This window comes from Mastigocoleus sp. MO_188.B34 (assembly GCF_030065675.1).
Taxonomy (GTDB): Bacteria; Cyanobacteriota; Cyanobacteriia; order Cyanobacteriales; family Nostocaceae; genus Mastigocoleus.
On record NZ_JASJDK010000045.1, the window covers coordinates 27,013 to 48,390 of the forward strand.

Consider the following 21,378-nt stretch of genomic DNA (forward strand, 5'->3'; position numbering starts at 1 on the left):
GCCAATAGTTGTTTTTAAATTCCCCAAACACAGCAGTGAATTTACCAGCCAATGGCTGGTTTTTGTTTCTCAAATATTAAATTTGGGACAAAATGTATTTTATAGTACAATAATTAAATTTCAAGCAACAAAATGTGTGAGTTGAACTAGCTGCAATTGGGATAGCGTGATATTGTAGGGAATGGTGTTTGATTCCCTAAATTAAGGTAGTTAAGTATTTTTTGGTAGTGAATGGAAGGCTTTTAAACTAAAAATTCATAGAATAAAGGTATTATGAGCGTTGTGCGCGCTTCTGCCTAAAACAAGCTCAATCCCATTAAAAAACTGTGTTGAAAAAGTTGGCAGTTGGGAATAAAAGATATTGGTTTATGGCAATATTTATCAAAAAGCACGTAGCAACAGTCAAAGCCAATTTTGTTTTTACCTGTTTGTGTTTATTCAACCGTGGAGGTCTAGTAAATGTCTGTTCGCCTTTACATAGGCAATTTGCCGAAAGAAGTAATAGATAAGTCAGAGCTACAAGCAATTTTTGCCGAAGAAGGTAATGCAGTTACAACTAAACTGATTAAAGATCGTAAGACTGGAAAATGCCGTGGTTTTGGCTTTATTACAGTCAATAATGATGAGAAAGCTGATCAAATTATTGAAAAATATAATGGTCAGATGTTTAAAGAAACTGCAATTAAAATCGAAAAAGCATTACCTCGTAGCAAAGGAGAAGAAAACAACGAGGAGCAAGCTGCTAAAGCATCCAGCGGTGCTGGTAGCTCCCAAAAAGAAGGCAAGAAAGGGAAGAAATCTCGTCGTAATGCACCAAAAGAGACTTCTTCATCCAATCACCACGATTCCGATGCAGTTCGTCCAGACCCTCGCTGGGCTGCAGAATTAGAGAAACTCAAGGAGATGTTAGCTGCACAAGCAACAAATTAATTTGTTTTCTTGGGTTATTAAAAATTAAAAATCAAAGTATTTTCTGTCTTTGATTTTTAATTTTTAATTTAATAGTTAATAAAGAATGAAAAAGTTAAAGGTTTCCGTGCTTCTAATTTTTTCATTGCTATCTAGTCTCAGTTCATAAATTACTGATGCATAGATACATTTATTATTTAAAATAATATTTTTATATTTCCAAACAAGAGAATTTTTGCTCGAAGGTAATCTAATATATTTACCTGATTCAGAATATTACAAAACATCAATAAATTTTGATATCAATAACTTTATCTTGGAAGATTTCACTGGTGTTTAGCGTCATATATGATCTTGGAATACTGTTCTTAAGCTTGATCGGAATAATATAAAGTCAATAGGATTAGACTAATAGGATTAGAACCTATAGACTTCAAATAATACTGTTTTTGATTCTAGTTAGAAGTTTTCCGAATAGATATTTTTTAGATATTGGCGTATTTTTGTTCTTCGTTTCACACTACATCACCGTATTATTTCTTCTTGCAAGCTTGATATTTAATGTTTATATCTAGACTGATATCTCTTCTTCTTCGATGCAATCGAGAAGAGATACCGGTTTATGTATTTATATGGTATTTCGTTGGGGATACAAACATCTAGAGCCTAAAAATAATTAATTGGATTGAATATCTTCACATATCATACTTGGTTTCTAACAAGTAAGAAAATTTCAGGTACTTCAGTTGTCATGATAATAACAAATTAATAACTTGCTTTTGATTTTTCAGTATATGTATGATTTATTGCTAGTTAAAACACGATAAATAAATTGTGCATTTTATACACACAGGTTGATGGGTAATTAATCATACTATTTATTGAAACTATTAAGGTATTATGTAAAAAAAATATAAATTTTTATAAAGACATCAAGTAATCATTTTACAAGTCTGTTCTAAATAAGTGACAACACTAACAAAAAAGTTCTTTTTGTTACTTTAAGTTGTTTTTGTTTAAATGTATAAAAAAACTATAAAAGTATCAATTAGATATATTGTTTGACATGTGTGCGAGTAATAATAGTTATACTTTACAAGTATTTTTGAGATTAAAGTGGAAATAAAAGTTGAGCAAAATTATTGATTTAAAAGTATAATTTGCATCTTTTAATATAGATAATACATAAGTTATTAAAGTAACTGGAATGTAAATTTATTAGACGTTTTAAATTAAAATAAATATTAACTAGAACAAATAGACAACTGAGGTTGAACTGCAAAGGTGAAACTTTGGCGCTAGTTTAAACCTCTTTAAATCAAGGATCGGAAGGCTATGAACTCCAGAACGGAAGAACGTATCGTCTTAATTTCAGTTCACGGAGATCCTGCAATTGAGGTAGGAAAAGAAGAAGCAGGAGGACAAAATGTTTACGTCCGTCACGTGGGTGAAGCACTGGCGAAATTAGGGTGGAAAGTTGATATGTTTACCCGTAAAGTAAATGCACAACAAGATGATATTGTTGAGCATACAGAGAATTGCCGAACTATTCGTTTGAAGGCTGGTCCAACAGATTTTGTCCCACGAGATGATATTTTTGATTACCTACCTGAATTTGTGGATAATTTGCTGAAATTTCAGCAAGAAAATGATTTTATATATCCCTTAATTCATACCAATTACTGGTTATCTGCTTGGGTTGGGATGCAATTGAAAAAAATTCAGGGAAGCCAACTAATTCATACATATCATTCTTTAGGGGCAGTAAAGTACAAAACTATTAATAAAGCTCCCTTAATTGCTAATACTCGCTTGGAAGTAGAGAAAAATGTATTAGAAACAGCTGAGAGAATTGTGGCTACTTCTCCTCAGGAAGAAGAACACATGCGTTCTTGGGTCTCAAGTGAAGGTCAAATTGATATTATTCCTTGCGGTACAGATATTGAACGTTTTGGTCGCATTGATAAAGCAGCAGCAAGAGCGAAATTGGGAAATAAAGCTCAAACTGCAAGTAATGAGTTGAAATTTAGCCCTGATGAAAAAATAGTTATGTATGTGGGACGTTTCGACCGCCGAAAAGGTATAGAAACTTTGGTTAGGGCGATACGAAAATCTAAATTATTTAACTCACCTAATCTCAAATTAATTGTTGCTGGTGGTAGTCGTCCCGGTCAAAGTGATGGTAGAGAGCGGGAGCGAATTGAAAGTATTGTTGATGAGTTGGGGATGAGACATGTTGCATTTTTCCCCGGTCGTTTAAGTCAGGAAGATTTACCGCTGTATTATGCTGCGGCTGATGTGTGCGTTGTTCCGAGTCATTATGAACCTTTTGGTTTAGTTGCAATTGAAGCAATGGCGAGTGGAACACCTGTTGTCGCAAGTGACGTGGGAGGATTACAGTTTACTGTTGTTCCCGAAGAAACAGGTTTATTGGCTCCACCCAAAGATGTAGAAGCTTTTAGTACTGCAATTGATCGCATTATTTCTGATTCACAATGGCGAGATAAGTTGGGTCAAGGAGGAAGAAAGCGGGTTGAGACTAAGTTTAGTTGGGATGGTGTGGCGCATCAATTGAGTGACCTTTACACAGAAATCTCACACATAACACCGACAGATGCTCCGAGCTTAATTGAGAAGTAAATAAAAAACTGAATAATCCAGAAATCGGTAATGGCTAAAAGGCAAAGCTGAGATGTGCTTTTTACCTTTTACCGTTTACTTTTGATATTTTAGATTCTCTACAAACCTGTTTACTTCAGTTACAGTAAAAACTTTGTATATGTCAACTAAAAAGCCATGGGTTAGTTTACTTCAAAGTTATACTAAACTGTGAGACTTCTAATGAAATGAGCGATCGTCGTGCAGACTTTTGACTATACAACTCTCAAAGCTGTTTGCAGCGATATTCGCGATCGCTGGCTTCCATCACGTGTAGAACAGGTTCACCAACGTGATAAATATACTATTGCAATTGCTTTGCGTACTCTCAAAGGGCGAAGTTGGTTAGATATTTCTCGCCATCCTCAAGCTGCAAGAATTTGTATTGGCGAACCACCACCACGAAAACCAGATACTTTTACTTTTAGTCAACAATTGGTACATCAATTAGGTGGTTTGGCATTAATAGAAATAGAAACTATTGCTCCTTGGGAGCGGGCTATTGATTTAAGATTTGCTCGTCGTCCCGGCGAAAGTCCACTGTATCACCTGTATGTGGAAATTATGGGTAAGTACAGTAATATGGTTCTTACCGATGCAAACAATCAAATTATTACTGTTGCCCATCAAATCAATCAACAAAAATCTAGCGTGCGTCCCGTACTTACAGGACAGTTATATGAAGCTCCACCCGCTTTAACTAATAGTATTCCCAGTTTAGATGAGCCTTTTGAGCGTTGGTGGGAACGGGTGAGTTTGGTTCCAGGAAGTATTAAACGTCAACTACTTAAGACTTATCGCGGGATATCGCCATCATTACTTGAATCAATGTTGCAAGTATCGGAGATTAATCCCCAAACCCACACTGATAAGTTAACATCTCAGGAGTGGCAAAAACTTTTTCAAACTTGGCGACTGTGGTTGCAGTCTTTAGAAGCAAAAACCTTTAATCCAGCTTTGACAACGACTGGATATACAGTTCTTGGTTGGGGTGGAGTTAAACCCGTTGAAGATATTCAAGTATTGATCGACAAATACTATACGGAAAAACTCAATCAACAAGCTTTTTCCCAACTGCAACATCAATTAAACCAGAAAATCAACAATTTTTTGACCAAACTGCGCATTAAGGCGCAAAACTTTGAAGAACGTTTGCAGCAATCTGATCGAGCAGATGAATATCGTCAAAAAGCTGATTTACTAATGGCTCATCTGCATGAGTGGAAACCAGGAATTCAAGAGATGGTTCTATCTGATTTTGAAACTGGAGAACCAGTGAAGGTAAAACTTGAACCTGATAAAAATGCTGTTCAAAATGCTCAAGGTCTTTATAAAAAACATCAAAAACTTAAACGTGCTCGCTCTGCAGTTGAACCTTTACTTTTAGAAGTCAAGAATGAAATTAATTATTTAGAGCAAGTCGAAGCATCTATTTCTCAAACAAATGATTACCAAAGTACGGAAGATTTACAAGCTTTAGAAGAAATTCGTGAAGAGTTAGTCGGACAAAAATATTTAGAAGATACAGAATATCGTCGTCGCAGTTCCACTCAAACAGCTAGTACCAATTTTCATCGTTACCATACCCCAGGTGGTTTTGAAGTTTTAATTGGTCGTAACAACCGCCAAAACGATCAACTTTCATTCAAAATAGCAGGCGATTATGATCTTTGGTTCCACGCTCAGGAAATTCCTGGAAGTCATGTACTACTTAGATTAGAGGCTGGAACCACACCAAAGTCGAAGGATTTACAATTTGTCGCAAATCTCGCAGCTTACCACAGTCGCAGTCGTCAAAGTAAACAAGTTCCAGTGGTTTACACCCAGCCGAAATATGTTTATAAGCCCAAAGGTGCGAAACCAGGAATTGCGATTTATAAACAAGAGCAGGTTCTTTGGGGTAAGCCGTATTTAGTTGAGTGAAGATTAGGGATTGGGGATTAGGGATTGGGATTATTATCGCAGTCGCCAAAAATGTTAGGACATTTATCTGTTCTCTGTTCCCTTCTGGGCAAAATATGACGTCCTAAACAACGTGTGTATTGCCCATAAAAAATAACAAATACCAATTACCAATAACATTAACTTGAACTAAACTCTGCTTGGGCGCGAACTTACCCAATTGCCAGTCGCCAGTACCCAATCCCCAATCTACAAGTAAATTCTTCTTAAAGTATAGAGGTCGATTTAGTCTTTCTTATCTTTTTTTGATAAATTTTCACTAAAAGTCTGTGTTGCCTGTTACAATATTGTTAAGAAACATTACCCGATGTGTTTTGGGAACGCGCCGGATAAAGTTTAACTCTTTTGAGAAGACAACGTTAAGAAAAGGTTATTTTACAGACCAGCTGTGGTAGGCTGGTCTTTCTTTATTCCTCTGAGGACAAAGTATTTATTTCCTGACTTGAGACTGAAAATTATTTTCTCTTCTCTAACCAAGAGTCAAGGAAGTAAAATTCTAGATTCTGATAAGTTAATGTCAGAAATAAAATGTCAGAAATAAAATGCCAAAAATAACTTCAGATTTTGTAACTTCAGATTTTGTAACTTCAGATTTTGAGTTGCTGATTAGAAGGTAAATGTGGTTCTGAAAGTTCCAATTACAATGTCGTCGTTGTTGCTGTTGTGGTCAGGGGCTGTGAGCCAGATGACTCCCGGTGTTACACTAATGTTGTCATTAACTTTGTACTGATAGAACGCCTCAATGTGATAAGAAGTATCGCTATCCTCATTTAAACCATCAATACTTGAATCGGTAACTTTTGGTTCCATACCGAATATTATACCACCTAAGTTGCCTTTTTTGCCTAAATCTGGTAAGCCAAGGGTTACAGCCCAATTCCAGACGTCAGCTTTACCGCGATCGGGGAAGGCTGGAGATGTTGAAAGATTACGTACATTTGAATAACCAGCCCAACCACCTAAAACTAGGTTTTTACTCAGACCTAAAGAAGCTTGAACGCCATAAGAATTGCTGGAATATGGAGTATCTGCAAGATTAGTTGCATTGTCTACTGGTGATGTAACGTTTAAAGTTGCTGCATTACTTCCTGCACCTCCAAATTGGTTGTAGGAATTAATGTAAGTTAAACCAATTTTAAAGCGATCACTAGGCTCTAGGGTAAGTTGCGCTAATGCTCCATAGGATCCTTGAAATAAACCATTATCAGTACTTGGATCGCTAGCAGAACCTGCTAAGTAAGCCAAACTTAAAGATAAGCCCTTACCAAATTCCTGAGTAACGCCGACACCAGAACCATCCATTGCTCCATAAATTGGGTTACGAGTACCGAAGGTAGATAAAGCCCCTTCTGTACCGTCACCGTCAAATAGGTTAACTGTATCGACTACATCGTCTGCTGCACCAGCATTAGCGATGGCAATGACGTTAGTTTTTTCAGTTAGTGGAAAACTGTACCATAAAGCATCTAAAGCTGCATCATTGTCTCCCGTATCCCCAGCAAAGGCTAACCCACCTTCCGGAGTACCTAAATCGGGGGCAACAATATTATTAGTTTGGATCCGAGTGTAAAGTGTATCTTTACCAGTAAAACTGCTAACGAAGTTAATTCGCGCTCTAGCCCCTAAGGCTGTATTATCATCATTTGTGTTTCCTTCGAACACATCAGTTATACCTACCACCAATTCTCCTTCGAGTTTGGATGTAGTTGAAAACTGATTTGCTTCTAGTTCTGCTGTGCGTGCTTCAACTGCATCTACACGACCGCGTAATGTTGCTAACTCAGCTGAAAATTCTTCTTGTAATCTTTCCAGAGCAACAATATCTTCTTTGGTGACTGCATCAGCAGTTGCAGTTGCAATTAATTCATTTACTCGGTCGAGACAAGCATTTAATCCTGCGGCGAATTCGTATCTTGTCAATGCTCGATTTCCACGATATGTGCTGTTGGGATATCCTGCGATACAGCCATAACGTTCTACCAAGGATTGGAGTGCTTGAAATGCCCAATCTGTTGGCTGTACGTCTGATAGTTGAGATACGGAGGTCACCTGTGCCATGAGTCGATCTTGTTTGGCACTTTCAATTTGAACTTCTGGATTGACGATCGCAGAATTTGATTCTGTTTGAGATTCTGTTGCTGCAGATATTTCATTTGCCAATGCTGTAGTCCCAACATTCGCGATCGCTGCAAAAATTGCTGAACTAGTAAGCAAAGATTGCCAAATTTTTTTCATATTTTTATTCCTCACACTGAATATTAGCTGTATGACAAAATACTTTATACAGCTATGTTCTTATTGAGAAATTATTAATCTAATCAGTACAAAAAGCAATATTTTTAACGACAATCTTATACAAAAGATAGTTTTTTGTTAATTTAGCTAGTAACTATATTTACCCATTCTTAAAGTTAAATTACTATTCAATAATTCTTCAATTGATTATATAAATGTATTTTTCCTTGAAGTTCGAGCAATGTTTCTTTTCAGATGAGAAACTATTGATACAATCAAAACAAAATATTTAAAATAATAAGCTACTTTCAATAGTTTTAATTATATTGATATTATTCTGCACTAATGTAGTCAAATATAAATTTTTTATTACATGTATTTTGAACTAGATAAAGTAATTTATTTGATGTGATGAACTGTGCCCCAAAATCATTTCCATCCCAAAATCTTGAATCTTAAAAAAAAAATTTCCGCTAAAGCTTGCAAAATTCTATGACCTTTGCTATTGTTAATAATCGTAAATTGAAATACATCCGCCGGGATAGCTCAGTTGGTAGAGCAGAGGACTGAAAATCCTCGTGTCACGAGTTCAAGTCTCGTTCCTGGCATACAGAAATCCTTGAAGCTAAAGGCAGTTTCAAGGATTTTTATTACATTAGCAATATTGAAACAAAAATATAGCCTTCGTTGCGTAGAATTGCCAAAGCACATCTCAAGCCTAATATCCTAATAGTCGCCGACTTGCTCTTGCAAAAACTTATCGAAAATAAATCGATCGGGGAGAGAAGGTTGTGCTCCTGGCTTGGTAGTAGCTAAAGCACCTGCTGCTGCACCCCAAACTACTGCTTTTCTTAAAGATTTACCCTCGGCTAATGCTGTAGCAAAACCACCATTGAAAGCATCACCAGCAGCTGTTGTATCAACAGCTGAAACGGGAAATGCAGGAAGAAAAAATCTTTGGTCGGGGGTAGCACAATAAACTCCTCGCTCACCCAGTTTTACCAGTACGCATTTCAAATTAACATTGTTGGACTTATTGATACCCCTGGTCATCTTTTGTAATAACAGATCTGCTGCTCTGTGGGCTGACTCTTCCCCATCAACAGTAAAACCTACTAACTGTCCGGCTTCTACTTCATTAGGAGTAATAATATTCACCAGGGATAAAAGTTCTTCAGGAATATCAGACCGTGCTGGTGCTGGGTCAAGAATGACGGTTACTCCCCTTTCTCGAGCTGCTTTTGCTGCTGCTAAAACTGAAGGGATAGGAATTTCCAACTGCAGTAAAAGCGCTTGTGCTGTTGGTAATAAACGGGATAATCGCTCGATATCATCTAGGTCTACCCTTCCATTTGCACCTGGTATGACAATGATTTGATTTTCACCCGCATCGTCAACAATAATAATTGCAACACCAGAATTAACGGTTTCATCAACAAAAACATTTTCAGTTTCCACACCAGCAGCTTGTAAATTCGCAATCAGCTCGTTACCAAAACTTTGAGCACCAACACGTCCCACCATATGAGTTGAAATTCCCAAACGTGCGATCGCAACAGCCTGATTTGCTCCTTTACCTCCCGATACACTAAAAAAATCTCGTCCTAGCAGCGTTTCTCCTGCTAGTGGTAACCGAGGTGCTGTCGCCACTAAGTCTTTATTTATGCTGCCAAAGACGATAATACTCATAACTTAATTTAGTTTGATTATCTAATGCGTCTTCTGTTCTCTTTGATATCCAGAATAGCACTAGTCTCCGTGCTTGGTTTGAGCAACTGTGCTCAAAGACAATTTCCTAAGACATCAGTAGAAACACAAGCAAATCTAAATCCAAAAAAATCTAACGATTTGAGCCAAAAGTTACCAATACCCGAAGAAATAACTAGATGGGAAGGCTTTGGAATATTAAAAATTGGTCTTACAGCAGCGCAAGTAGTTAAAGTTTTGGGAAGTCCAGAAAGTAAGAGTAAAAATATTTTGTGGGGAGCAGACGGACTTTATCATCAGTATTGGTACTATCCAAAACAAGGGATTACTTTAGATATGGTTTCCGTAACAGGAGAAGAAAAACAGACAGTTGCTTCTATCAAGTTAACTTCTCCTTCAACACTAAAAACCCAACGTGGAATAAAAATAGGAGATTCTTACGCTAAGGTAACGCAAGCTTATTATAAGGAGAGAGATCGAGAAACATCAACCTCCTCGAAAATATTCGTTGCTGGCTCGATTTATGGAGGTCTAATATTCTCGTTTAAAAATGGTCGTGTAAATGAAATATTTCTGGGCGCTGCTGCAGAATAATTTTAGTAAATTAAATTTGGCGTAGACTCCATTCACAAAAGTTTTCAAGTCCTTATTTCAAGCTCTTAAGATTCCATAAACTCCTGTTGTTTAGAAAACAGGGTATAGAGTGTATATATCGCATATGGTGAGGTCTATGAAGAAGAGTTTATTTGCTGGTGGAATAATTTGCTTGCTCTTGGGAACTGGAATCAAGTATGTACAAACCCCCGCACATGCACAAGCAAGAACAGAACAAAAAACACCAAACGTATCTACAGATGTAGAAAATTCTGAAGAACCACAACTAAAAAGTCCCCAAGCACCTAGAGTTAAATTACTTAATAGTGGTGTAGAACCGAGGCAAAAATTACGCTTTCGACCTGTAGCTGGTAGCAAACAACAGTCAGTGATGATGACCAAAACCAATATGAAAATGTCACTTGATGGAAAGCCAGTACCAGCTTTTGATATTCCTGCAACTGAAGTAACAATCAATACGGTTGTTAACAAGGTAGAACCAAATGGAGATATTACCTATGATTTTTCCTATTCAGATATAGACGTAATTAAAGATCCCAATGTCCAACCACAAATACTTGAAGCAATGCGAAAACAATTCGCACAACTTAAAGGAATGAAAGGTTCTGGAGTGATGGACAATCGTGGTAATCCCAAAAAATTTAACTTGGTTGCATCTGATATTAAAGACCCAATGCTCAAACAAATGATGCAACAAGTTAGTAATTCCCTCAGCAAAGTATCTTCTCCTGTCCCTCAAGAAGCTGTGGGTAAAGGAGCTGAATGGGTCGTCACCAATAAGGTTGGTTTTAATGGTATCAATATTACCCAAACACAAACATATAAACTATTAGACATTAAAGATGGTGTTGCAACTCTCCAGGCTAAAGTTGACCAACAAGCCCAAGCAATGCAAAAAGTGACCTTACCAGGACTACCACCCAGCGCCGCACTAACTCTTCAATCTTATAAAGGTAATGGAGAGGGAAAATATCAAATAATGCTGGATAAATTAATGCCGATTAATTCTAAGATTTCTGTTGCTTCTAATGTGAATTGGAAAGGTAAATTTACTTCTAAACAAGAAGATACAAGCATGAATCAAGAAGTTTTGGTAAATGTAAATATGAAGTCAAAATAATCACTGCTCTTATTTGCTAAGAAATATCATCAATAAGACATAGGAAAAGCCAAGAATGTAAATAATTCTTGGCTTGATTATTATTTGGTTGTTTTTCTATTAAGTTGAAAAACTGTTATTTTACTGGTATTAACAAAAATTTGAAATAGGTAGATTTTATCTACTAAGATTGATACTATTTTTATTTTGGGAACAACTTTTAAAAAGTTGGTAAAAACTACTTTTAATATGCAGCAACAATGTTATCCACATCATTGTGATGAATTGTATTTTATTAACCTTGCTGTAATACTAAATACTATGAATAATATTTCTTCAGATATGCTATATAATAGCAGTTTTATATGTGTCATAAATATCTATTCTTGTGTGAAATATATGTGAAAATTTATTATTTTTTATCTTTGCAAAAGATATTTTTTTGGCTTATATAGCAATCCTAAATCATTTATGAAAATGAATATTGTAGAGACGCGCCAGAGCCTGCGGCGTCGGCGTTAGCCTCTGGCGCGTCTCTACAGGATTTACTGTTCACAAATCAAATATGATTGCTATATAATCTCAAATAAACTCTAAAAAATGAGTTTTTATTTCACTTACCTAAAACTAATGCAAAATCAAAGTATCTTTTCAAAACATATTTGTTGTAAATCACACTTTTGTCTACTAAGCTGAATAAGAATATATCATTCAACTTTAATTGAAATTTAATTCAACTTTAAAATTATAAGGTAATTATTAACCATGCCTTTTCGGATTTTGAGCTTAGATGGCGGTGGTATTAGAGGGGTCGTAACAGCACAAATACTCTCATTAATTGAAAGGCAAATTGATCGACCATTAAATGAGTATTTTGATTTAATTGCAGGAACCTCTACTGGTTCTATTTTAGCTGCAGCTATAGCTACAGGAATTAAAAGCGAAAAAATTGTAGAATTCTACAGAGAAAATAGTTCACTAATATTTCCTTATCAGAGCCACTTTTCATTTAAAAGAATAAAATTAATTTTTAAGCATGGAATATCAGCGCCCAAGTACTCAGATCGAGGTTTAACTCAAGTATTAAAAAGTGTTTTTGGCGATAAAACTATTTTTGATATCCCTTCACCATTATTATTAATAGTTGCTTACGATACGATTGAAAGAAAGCCAATTGTTTTTAAAAGTTGGCGTCAAGATAAAGGTTATGGGAATATTCCCTTATGGGAAACTTGTGTTTCTTCCGCCTCTGCACCAACATATTTCCCCGCACACAAATTAGAAAAAATAATAAATGGTCAAGTTTACAAAGCATCGATAGATAACATCTATTTAGATAGAGATGCTTCATGTACAAATAATATATATAACAATGCATTAGTGAAAATAATTAGTGGTCCTGGAACTGGTCAAACTCGTAAAATAAAGAAATATATAGGGCGTCACAGAAAAGCTATTTTAGATCAAGCCTGGAAGCAAATACCCACTCATAATTCTATATATTCAATTAAAACGATTTATTCGGCAATTGATGGTGGTGTAACAGCAAATAATCCATCTGCATGTGCTGTAGCAGAAGCTTTGAGATTGGGTCATCCCTTAGAAAATATTAGTGTACTTTCTATAGGTACTGGGGATAGAACGCGAATTATCCCTTTTGAGCAAGCTCATCATTGGGGTTTAATACAATGGGCACAACCATTAATAGGTGTAGCATTAGATGGATCGGCAGATGTATGCGAATATATAACCGATCAAATGGTTCGCTCTAGACTATTACGTTTACAATTTAAATTAGATCGAGAATTAACTGGTAAACGATTGAGTGATGATATTGATGATGTTAGTAAAGAAAATATAAATAATTTGATCGAAGCTGCAGAAGTATACCTCCGACAACCAAATGTAGAGAAGTCGTTAAAAGAATTCTTAGAAAAAAATAAATAGCTAATTATATACCAACTATCAATTAGTAATTCCTAATTCCCAATTCCTAATCAAAAATTACCTTAAAATATCACCAGAATTTACATCAAACCAATGAATATTTTGGGGAGGTAATACCAGTTTTATTTCCTTCGTATCCCAACTTTGGTCTGTTGGTAATAACGCACGAACTGTTAATGCTGGAGAATGAGAACTTTTTACATGGATACTTACTAAGTTGTGCATTCCCAAGTTTTCCACTAGAAAAACCTTTCCTTGAATTATCTGTTTGTCATCATCGGAAGTTGCTAAACGAACATTTTCTGGACGAATACCCAGAACAATTTCTGATGGTACGGTAGGGATATCTGGTAATTGAATCTGAAAATCACCCAGCATTGCACTGTGACCTTGACAGGGTAGATTTAGTAAATTCATTTGGGGACTACCGACAAAACCAGCAACAAATAAATTAGCTGGATGATTATAAATTCGTTCGGGTGGATCCAATTGTTGGATATAACCATTATTCAGAATTGCGACCTTAGAAGACAAAGTCATTGCTTCTGTTTGGTCGTGAGTTACATAAACTACTGGTGCTTTTTCCCTTGCAAATATTTGTTTGAGATCTGCACGAACCCTTTCTCTAAGTAGTGCATCTAAGTTACTCAATGGTTCATCTAACAAATATACTTCAGCACGCCGCACTAGTGCTCGACCAACTGCAACTCGTTGTCTTTGTCCTCCTGACAATTGACCTGGTTTCCGATGTAGTAATTCTTTTAAACCAAGAAGTTCCACAACATTTGCTACGCGTTGTTGAATTTCAGCCCGAGGTACTTTTTTTAGTTTCAATCCCGATGATAAATTTTCATATACCGTCATGTGGGGATAAAGAGCATAACTTTGAAACACCATCGCCATATTGCGATCGCCAGGTCTTTTAAAAGTAATATCTTCACCTCCGAGAATTACTTTACCGCGAGTTGGTTCTTCTAAACCCGCAATCATTCGTAGGGTGGTAGATTTTCCACAACCACTTGGACCCAGTAAAGTAAGAAATTCATTATCATCAACTATTAAACTAACGTCTTTTACTGGGACAATTTTTGATGTATAGGTCTTATTTAAGTTTCTTAATTCAAGTTTAGACATTTTGAAATTGGTAGTCGTTAATTGGTGATAGGTAATGGGTAATTGGTAATTGATAACTAATAATTGTTTGCTGGTAAATGACTATTGATAAATTATCCCTTCACTGCTCCAGCAGTAAGACCTTGAACAATTTTTCTTTGGAAAAATAATACCAATATAACTAAGGGGAAAGTTCCCACAACTGTTGCTGCGGCGATAGAACCATAAGGTATTTCATAGCTGGATGCACCACCTAATTGTGCTGCAGCAACAGGAATAGTTTTCATACTTTCCCGAGTAATAAATGTTAGAGCAAAAATAAACTCATTCCAAGCAAAAATAAATGTCAAAATTCCTGTTGTTACTAATGCAGGAATGGTCATTGGTAGCAAAATATGAACTAACATTTGCACGGTGTTGTAACCATCAATTCGTGCTGAATCTTCTAAGTCTTTAGGAAGCTGTTCAAAAAAGCTACGTAAAACTAAAATTGTGAGTGGTAGATTAATTGCTGTATAGGGAATAATTAATGCCAAATAATTATTACCCAAATGTAGCCATTGAATTATTTCTAATAAGCCTAAGAATAATAAAATACCTGGGAACAAAGTCACAATTAAAATAGCAGCCAAAATAACTTTGCCACCCCATGGACGTAAACGGGCTAATGCATAAGCTGCAGGTGCTCCTACGGCTAATGCAAGAGTAGTAGAAACAAAAGAAACAAAGGCACTATTTAGTATATAAAGCCAAAAAGGACGCCTACTAAATAAATCAATATAATGTTTCCAAGTTAAACTCAGAGTAAAATAAGCAGTAGGAACTTCTTCTATAGCTTCTTTTGTTTTAAATGAAGTTAATAATTGCCACATTACAGGAGCAAGGCAAAAAATAGTAATTAGAACTACGGCGACCCATAATAATATTTTTCTGCCTATATTTTTTGTAGTATTATTTTCTTCAGAATTAATTGTATATTTGGGAGAAACTGAAGTCATTTGTTTGGGATAATTAAAAATTTACTGACTGATAGTTGGTAATTGGTAATTGGTAATTGGTAAATGTAGCCCGTAAGGGCGTGGCGTCAGCCATAAACTAATAACTGAAAATTAAAATTGCGAACTTCGAGAACGTAAATTTTTAAGCAGTAAGCTCGCTAGTACAACTGCAAAAATCAATAATAAAAATGTTACGACTACTAGTGCCGCACCATAACCAAAGTCCAAATAGCGCATGACGGTAGAGTAAATATACATCGATACAACCTCTGTTGCTCCACCAGGACCACCCTCAGTCATAACTTTAATTAAGTCAAAAATTCCAAAAGCTTGAGCGAAACGAAACAACATTGCAATCAAGATTTGTGGCATCAATAATGGTAAAGTTATTTGGCGGAAACTTTGCCAAGAAGATGCTCCATCTATAGAATGAGCTTCGTATAAATCTGGTGAAATTGATTGTAAACCAGCTAAAAGTAAAATACTAATAAATGGGGTAGTTTTCCAAACGTCTGCAAATATTACCGCTACCATTGCTAATGTTGGTTCTCCCAACCAATTAATACCAGTGTCTATAAAACCCAAGCGTAATAAAATATCATTAGCAACACCAAATTGGTCGTTAAATATCCATGCCCAAGCTAAACCAATTAGTGCTGTTGGTAAAGCCCAAGGTAAAATTGCCACAGTACGCATCACACCCCTTCCAACAAACTGTTGATTTAGAACTAAGGCGATACCTAATCCCAAGAGTAATTCAATAATTACTGATGCTGTGGTGAAAATGGTAGTTGTCCACAAACTATTCCAAAAACGACCGTCTCCTACCATTCGTATGTAATTATCAAATCCTACAAAGATTGGCTGTAGTTCTGTACCCAAATTTTTTGTAAATAAGCTTAACCAAAAAGCACGAATTATTGGATAACCAAATACTAGCAAAAGTAAGATTAAAGCAGGTAGTAAAAATATTAGAGCGGTTCGCTGTTCTCGACTTCGGATGGTTTGCATTTTTCTTGTTTATTACCGAACTTAGGTAATTTATATAGCGAATTGTAGTTGTTGATACTCAGTTTGCGATCGTTAATGTTTAATTTTTCAATATGTAATTTTTTGAGCTTGGTTGTAATTTTTATTTAGAGCTTAGTAGTAATGGTTCATCTTGTTGTGTAATTAAACTTTTTTCTTCAGATTGTATGAGAGATATTTCTTCATGCAATATATTCACACTTTGTATATCTCTATCCTGTTTTTCATCTGATACTACAGATTTTTTCTCCAGTAATTCAGGTGTAAATTCCTTTCGTGAAGATAGCTCTGTATTTTCTAATTTTGCTGTTTCTAGTTTTGCTGTTTCTAATATTGATGTTTGAAGTAAGTTTTCTGATTTATCTTCACTTATTTCTTGTAAATTTACTTTGCCATCTGCAATTGATATTCTTTGATTAACCTTTTCACCTAATAATTGCCGAGTTTCATTTGCCGCAGCACTCATGGCTGCTTCTGGTGACATTCTATTAGTTAATGCAGCACTTAAATAGCGTTGTAAAATATCTGATGCTTGGGCGTATTGAGGAATTGGAGGACGTAAAACAGCTTGTTCTACAACCTTTAAAAGTGTTGGGTAGTGGGGATATTTTTTTACAATTTCTGGATCTGTAAATAAAGAACGCCTACTTGGTACAAAACCAGCTTCTAAAATAAACTTACGTTGGGCTACTTCAGAAGTAAAATACTTAATTGCTTTCCAAGCTTCTTCAGGATGTTTGGAAGATTTAGAAATTCCTAGTGCCCATCCTCCTAAACAAGCTCCACCCGTATTATTAGGAGTTGCAAGCATTGGTTTGATAGCTATTTTACCTTTAAGTGGAGAATCATCTGTATTAGCAAGGGGCCAAACATAAGGCCAATTCCGTAAAAAAACTGCCTGTCCACTTTGAAATAATCTTCTAGTTTCTTCTTCTTGATATGTGGTTACACCACTTGGAGAAACTTTATCTGTGATAGTTTGCTTGAGAAACTTAATTGCTTCAATAGTTGCTGGTCGATCTAATCCCACTTCCAAATTTTCTGGATTAACCCAAAATCCTCCATAACCTTGTAGGACTTCTGCAAACATTGCAACTAGTCCTTCATATTGTTTACCTTGCCAAATGTAACCCCATTTAGCTTTATTTCCCTTTTGTAAAGTTTGGGAAATTTCCATTAGATCTGCAAAAGTTTGTGGTGCTGCCAACCCTGCTTTTTCAAGTAAATCTTTGCGATAATAAAGCATTCCCACATCAGAACGCATGGGAATTGCATATAATTTTTCTTGGTAACGCCTTCCTTCTACGTCTTTTTCAGAGAAAGCTGTTAATTCATCTGAAGAAATTTTATCTGTTAAATCTAATAACCATCCAGCTGCTGCAAATTTCGGAGTCCAAACTACATCCATATTTACCAAATCATAGGGTGAATCACCCAAAATAAAAGCAGAGGTATAAAGGTCTTCTAATAGATTTGTTGAATTTGGACCTTCAACTATATTGATACGAATACCTGGATTTTTTGCTTCAAAGTCTTTGATTATTCCTGTTTTCCAAGGTTGAGCATCCGGGGCTGTCATCAACATATTTAACGTGACTGGCTGTTCGGTCAATGCATGTGGCATTGAAGTATGTAGAAGAACTAATATAACGGCAAATATTACCGCTGGTAATTTGAGTTTATGTGGTATTTTTGACAGTATCTTAGGCAATTGGAAGTGAAACATTATCTCCGAAATATCTAGTTCGATTTACGAAGCAATTATGATATTTTCAAATATACAGTATCAGTATTTATATAACTTGCGATTTACTCTTAAGTCAGTTTACTGTTAATATTGAACGCTTAATTAAACTTATAGATAAAATATACCAAATAGTTATTTGTATTACATTTATGTATAGATAAATTTAACTATAAATATTAATTAATATTAGTTATTAACATTAATAGAATATTTATGAATTTAGTTATCTTTTAGTGAAGATATATTTATACATAAAATATCCAAATTATTATTTGTTTCCATTCTAAAATTTGAAATCCAAAATTTCAAATCTGAAACATCACTATTGAATAGTAAAAATATGCTTAAAATATATAGGGATACAGCAATGCTGTAACCCTGTCTTTTAATCGGTTGTTTACTTGGTTACTTGGTTTTTATTCTAATTATTCATTAGTACGTTTAGTATTACCGGCTTTTACCCAAGCTTCTTCATCTGTACCTACCACCCGAACCTTTTGCCAAGCTTTATCTTGACTGACTTGTAAAACAATAACTTTTTTATTAAAACCTACCCCACCAACAGATTCGGCATCTGTGTTGGGCTCAGAACGCAAAACTAAACCTTGAGACCATGTTACCCGAGCATTATAAGCCCCTGGTGGCAACGGTTTTGCAGGTTTTCCTTCTTCTGTTGACTGTTTATCTTTTTGTGATGGTGTATTTTGGGATTTTGTATCTTTTTTCTCCTTCACTTTTGAAGTAGTGGTAAATGCTGATTCTCCTGGTTTTACTCCTGCAGTTATGGCTGGAGGTCGATCGTTATCAAACATTGGCTTGTTGGGGGTTACAGCATTTCGGTTAATAAAGTAAAGCGCAGCAACCACACCACCACCAGCTAAAATAGCAATGGCTAAAGCAAAACCAAACAGAAACTTTAGTATGTTGACAAAAATCATATCTTCAACACCATCAAGTTATTAATGAGTTAAAGGCTTAGCCATTAACTGCTGTGTTATCCACTTTAATTTCTCACCTATTATTGCATTTGCACTTGAATCCGTCCCCCTAATACAAGTACATAAAATCAATTTTCAGTATATATGCTGAGATAAGGGTTTAAAATTTCAGCCTAGAAAGTAGAAATTGGGAATTATAAATTTAGAAGAGTTATTTTCTGTATCTGTTCCACATGCAACCAAATGGTAAAGGTAGCATGCTACCTTTTTGCAGCATGCTACGCCTATTAGCATCTATTTTCTCGGGTTGATTTATCCGGTTGAAACTTCAGAATTTTCTCTCAAAATATAGAAATAAAAAGATGTTCTACTCTATCTTTTGGCTATTAATTTCCAGTCAAGCATCAACCAATTTGAAGTAAAGTTAGAACTTACAAACCATCTGAATATGAATGAGAAAATCGTTGATTATCCCAAATCCTCAGATTTCTAAGAATTTTGTGTAAGTCTAACTTACTGGAGTTTTTACATGTATACAACACGTGCATCTAAACCGTTATTACGTAACCTGTCCTTGAGTTGTTTTGCTCTGTAGTAGTTTTTAAACTTCCCAGCACTGACATATTTACCCAATCTGGAATTATGGACAGTAGCGTTTGGAGCAAATGAACGCACCCGTTCCAAAATTTCTGGAACAGTCAGAGGTACAACTACTGTATGAAGTTTAGTATTAGCACAACCTGGATTTCCTAATGCTTCCCAGGTACGTTTACTAACAACGCCATCTGGATATAACTCTTTAGCTTGTTGGAAACGTCTTACAGCAGCTTCAGTTTTAGATCCAAAATAGCCTGTGGAATTACTACTAAAATAGCCCCAGTCACGTAAGCGTTTTTGTAAGTAAGTCACATGCTCGCCTTTTGCACCATAACTAATAGTTGGTCTATTTATGCAAAACCGATCTTCTATTTCAGGATATTTGATTCCTTTTAGAGCATTCCAGGTCTTTAGACCAACTATTCCATCTGCTTTTAATGCATTATCTCTCTGGAATCTCCTTACTTCGGCTTCTGTTCCAGGACCAAAAAGACCATCAACCTTAATCTTTAAAAGTTTTTGTAATTTTCTAACTTTTGGACCACTATCACCACGACGAAGAACGGGGTAATTATCATCCTCGGGGACACCTATTTTTGATTTTTCAAGAGCACTCCAGGTTTTTGGACCAACAATTCCATCAGCTGTTAATCCCTTGACTCTCTGGAAGTCGATAACAGCCTTCTTTGTAATTTGTCCAAAATACTTTGTGGTATTTCCCTTAAAGTAACCCAGTTCTTTTAATCTCTGTTGTAAAGATGTAACTTGAGAACCTTTAGAACCAACACGGAGAATCGAAGAATATGATGTCTCTTTATCTTTACCCTTAGGTTTTAATGAAGCTTGAATTTTAGTTTGGGTATTGGAACCAACAATTCCATCAGCCTTTAACCCTTGGGATTTTTGAAATTTAATAACGGCGTTTTTGGTAATTGGACCGTAATAACCTGTAGATTTGTTATTATAAAAACTCAAACTTCTGAGATTATCTTGTAATTTTGTAACTGCAGAACCACGGCTACCTTGTTTAAGAAGACTGGTAGTTATAGAAGTAGACTTACTACTTGAAGAACAATCAGACTTGAGTTTTTGAGCGGTTCGAGTACCAACAATTCCGTCAACTACAAGATTATTGTTTGCTTGATAACTGCTAACAGCTTTTTTAGTTATTGGACCAAAATAGCCATCAGCTTTACTTTTTAAGTAACCTAAATCTTTTAAACACCGTTGGATAGCTACAACTTCTGTTCCTTTACTACCAACTTTTTCTGCAGCCATAGCTTGTCCGGCAGCACTTAGTACTGATAAACTTAGCGCTACCGTTAAGAAACCCATAGCAGTTTTACTAGATAATTTCTTCCAATTAAGTCCAGAAAAAAGTTGAAAGTTAATTTTTAGAGGAATTAATTCAATATCTTCTGGTGCTTCATACGCAGAAACTGCGTAAAAATAACTAATATTTTCCATGATTTTATTAATTCTTCAGGTTGGTAATCTTTTAGTGCACTTTGCTATCAAGAAAGAAGCGTTTCACAAGCAAGTTCGGAACTCGATAAAAATATTCTTCACAAAGATTTACCCCGATGAATTTCTGATGTAGGAAATCAAATGTATTTGCAGAAATTCCGGAAAAGATGCAACTAAAATCGAATATTGTAACAATTCTCAGTTGTACAAAGTATGGAGCGAGAATATAACAGTTTTATTACTCTATGAGTTTTGTACTTTGTACTTATATTTTGCTTAATTGAGAATTATTATATGAACTTATATTTTGAGGCTATAAAAAGATTTGTGTTCAAAAAACTAAGTCATTAATTGCTG

General features: G+C 35.5%; 13 protein-coding genes, 1 tRNA gene and 1 pseudogene. 7 read left to right on the forward strand and 8 right to left on the reverse strand.

Annotated elements, in window-relative coordinates; genetic code table 11:
• The first annotated feature begins 459 nt into the window (after positions 1 to 459).
• The 3 genes from QNJ50_RS13050 (at position 460) to QNJ50_RS13060 (ending at position 5,490) form a co-directional block, all read left to right on the forward strand.
• Entirely contained in the window at positions 460 to 930 is a 471-nt protein-coding gene (locus QNJ50_RS13050; RefSeq protein WP_300635874.1) for an RNA-binding protein, read from the forward strand.
• A 1,314-nt stretch (positions 931 to 2,244) separates the two neighbouring features.
• Positions 2,245 to 3,549 carry a glycosyltransferase family 1 protein gene (locus QNJ50_RS13055; RefSeq protein WP_300635875.1) on the forward strand — a complete coding sequence of 435 codons (1,305 nt, stop codon included), beginning with the start codon at positions 2,245 to 2,247 and terminating at the stop codon, positions 3,547 to 3,549.
• A 219-nt stretch (positions 3,550 to 3,768) separates the two neighbouring features.
• Positions 3,769 to 5,490 carry an NFACT family protein gene (locus tag QNJ50_RS13060; RefSeq protein ID WP_300635876.1) on the forward strand — a complete coding sequence of 574 codons (1,722 nt, stop codon included), beginning with the start codon at positions 3,769 to 3,771 and terminating at the stop codon, positions 5,488 to 5,490.
• Between the two features lie 645 nt (positions 5,491 to 6,135).
• Here the strand turns inward: QNJ50_RS13060 and QNJ50_RS13065 are convergent.
• Complete coding sequence (locus tag QNJ50_RS13065; RefSeq protein WP_300635877.1) at positions 6,136 to 7,764, reverse strand: iron uptake porin; 1,629 nt, start codon at positions 7,762 to 7,764, stop codon at positions 6,136 to 6,138.
• A 535-nt stretch (positions 7,765 to 8,299) separates the two neighbouring features.
• On the opposite strand from QNJ50_RS13065, the gene QNJ50_RS13070 reads away from it, so the two are divergent.
• A tRNA-Phe gene (locus tag QNJ50_RS13070) sits at positions 8,300 to 8,372 on the forward strand.
• 118 nt (positions 8,373 to 8,490) lie between these two features.
• Here the strand turns inward: QNJ50_RS13070 and rbsK are convergent.
• The gene (gene rbsK, locus QNJ50_RS13075) at positions 8,491 to 9,453 is read right to left on the reverse strand and encodes a ribokinase (protein WP_300635878.1); all 963 of its coding nucleotides are present in this window, start codon (positions 9,451 to 9,453) and stop codon (positions 8,491 to 8,493) included.
• A 24-nt stretch (positions 9,454 to 9,477) separates the two neighbouring features.
• Here rbsK and QNJ50_RS13080 point away from each other — a divergent pair, with 24 nt between their 5' ends.
• The 3 genes from QNJ50_RS13080 (at position 9,478) to QNJ50_RS13090 (ending at position 13,132) form a co-directional block, all read left to right on the forward strand.
• Positions 9,478 to 10,065, forward strand: coding sequence for a hypothetical protein (locus tag QNJ50_RS13080; RefSeq protein WP_300635879.1), 588 nt, complete (start codon positions 9,478 to 9,480; stop codon positions 10,063 to 10,065).
• Positions 10,066 to 10,201: 136 nt separating this feature from the next.
• On the forward strand, positions 10,202 to 11,206 hold the full coding sequence (locus tag QNJ50_RS13085; protein WP_300635880.1) for a hypothetical protein: 1,005 nt from the start codon (positions 10,202 to 10,204) through the stop codon (positions 11,204 to 11,206).
• A 744-nt stretch (positions 11,207 to 11,950) separates the two neighbouring features.
• Positions 11,951 to 13,132 carry a patatin-like phospholipase family protein gene (locus tag QNJ50_RS13090; RefSeq protein ID WP_300635881.1) on the forward strand — a complete coding sequence of 394 codons (1,182 nt, stop codon included), beginning with the start codon at positions 11,951 to 11,953 and terminating at the stop codon, positions 13,130 to 13,132.
• A 57-nt stretch (positions 13,133 to 13,189) separates the two neighbouring features.
• Here the strand turns inward: QNJ50_RS13090 and QNJ50_RS13095 are convergent, their stop codons facing one another.
• The 6 genes and pseudogenes from QNJ50_RS13095 to QNJ50_RS13120 all read right to left on the reverse strand — a co-directional run bounded on the left by QNJ50_RS13095 (position 13,190) and on the right by QNJ50_RS13120 (position 21,021).
• Entirely contained in the window at positions 13,190 to 14,266 is a 1,077-nt protein-coding gene (locus QNJ50_RS13095) for an ABC transporter ATP-binding protein (RefSeq protein WP_300635882.1), read from the reverse strand.
• Positions 14,267 to 14,358: 92 nt separating this feature from the next.
• Positions 14,359 to 15,243: a carbohydrate ABC transporter permease gene (locus tag QNJ50_RS13100; RefSeq protein ID WP_300635883.1), complete on the reverse strand. Its 885-nt coding sequence runs from the start codon at positions 15,241 to 15,243 to the stop codon at positions 14,359 to 14,361.
• Positions 15,244 to 15,354: 111 nt separating this feature from the next.
• Positions 15,355 to 16,254 (reverse strand): sugar ABC transporter permease, encoded by a 900-nt coding sequence (locus QNJ50_RS13105; protein ID WP_300635884.1) that lies wholly within the window; start codon positions 16,252 to 16,254, stop codon positions 15,355 to 15,357.
• A 442-nt stretch (positions 16,255 to 16,696) separates the two neighbouring features.
• Positions 16,697 to 17,971 (reverse strand): annotated as a pseudogene (locus tag QNJ50_RS13110) (ABC transporter substrate-binding protein); the annotation flags it as partial.
• Between the two features lie 473 nt (positions 17,972 to 18,444).
• Positions 18,445 to 18,957, reverse strand: coding sequence for an SH3 domain-containing protein (locus QNJ50_RS13115; RefSeq protein ID WP_366914263.1), 513 nt, complete (start codon positions 18,955 to 18,957; stop codon positions 18,445 to 18,447).
• Between the two features lie 525 nt (positions 18,958 to 19,482).
• Positions 19,483 to 21,021, reverse strand: coding sequence for a peptidoglycan-binding protein (locus tag QNJ50_RS13120; protein ID WP_300635885.1), 1,539 nt, complete (start codon positions 21,019 to 21,021; stop codon positions 19,483 to 19,485).
• Positions 21,022 to 21,378: the final 357 nt, after the last annotated feature.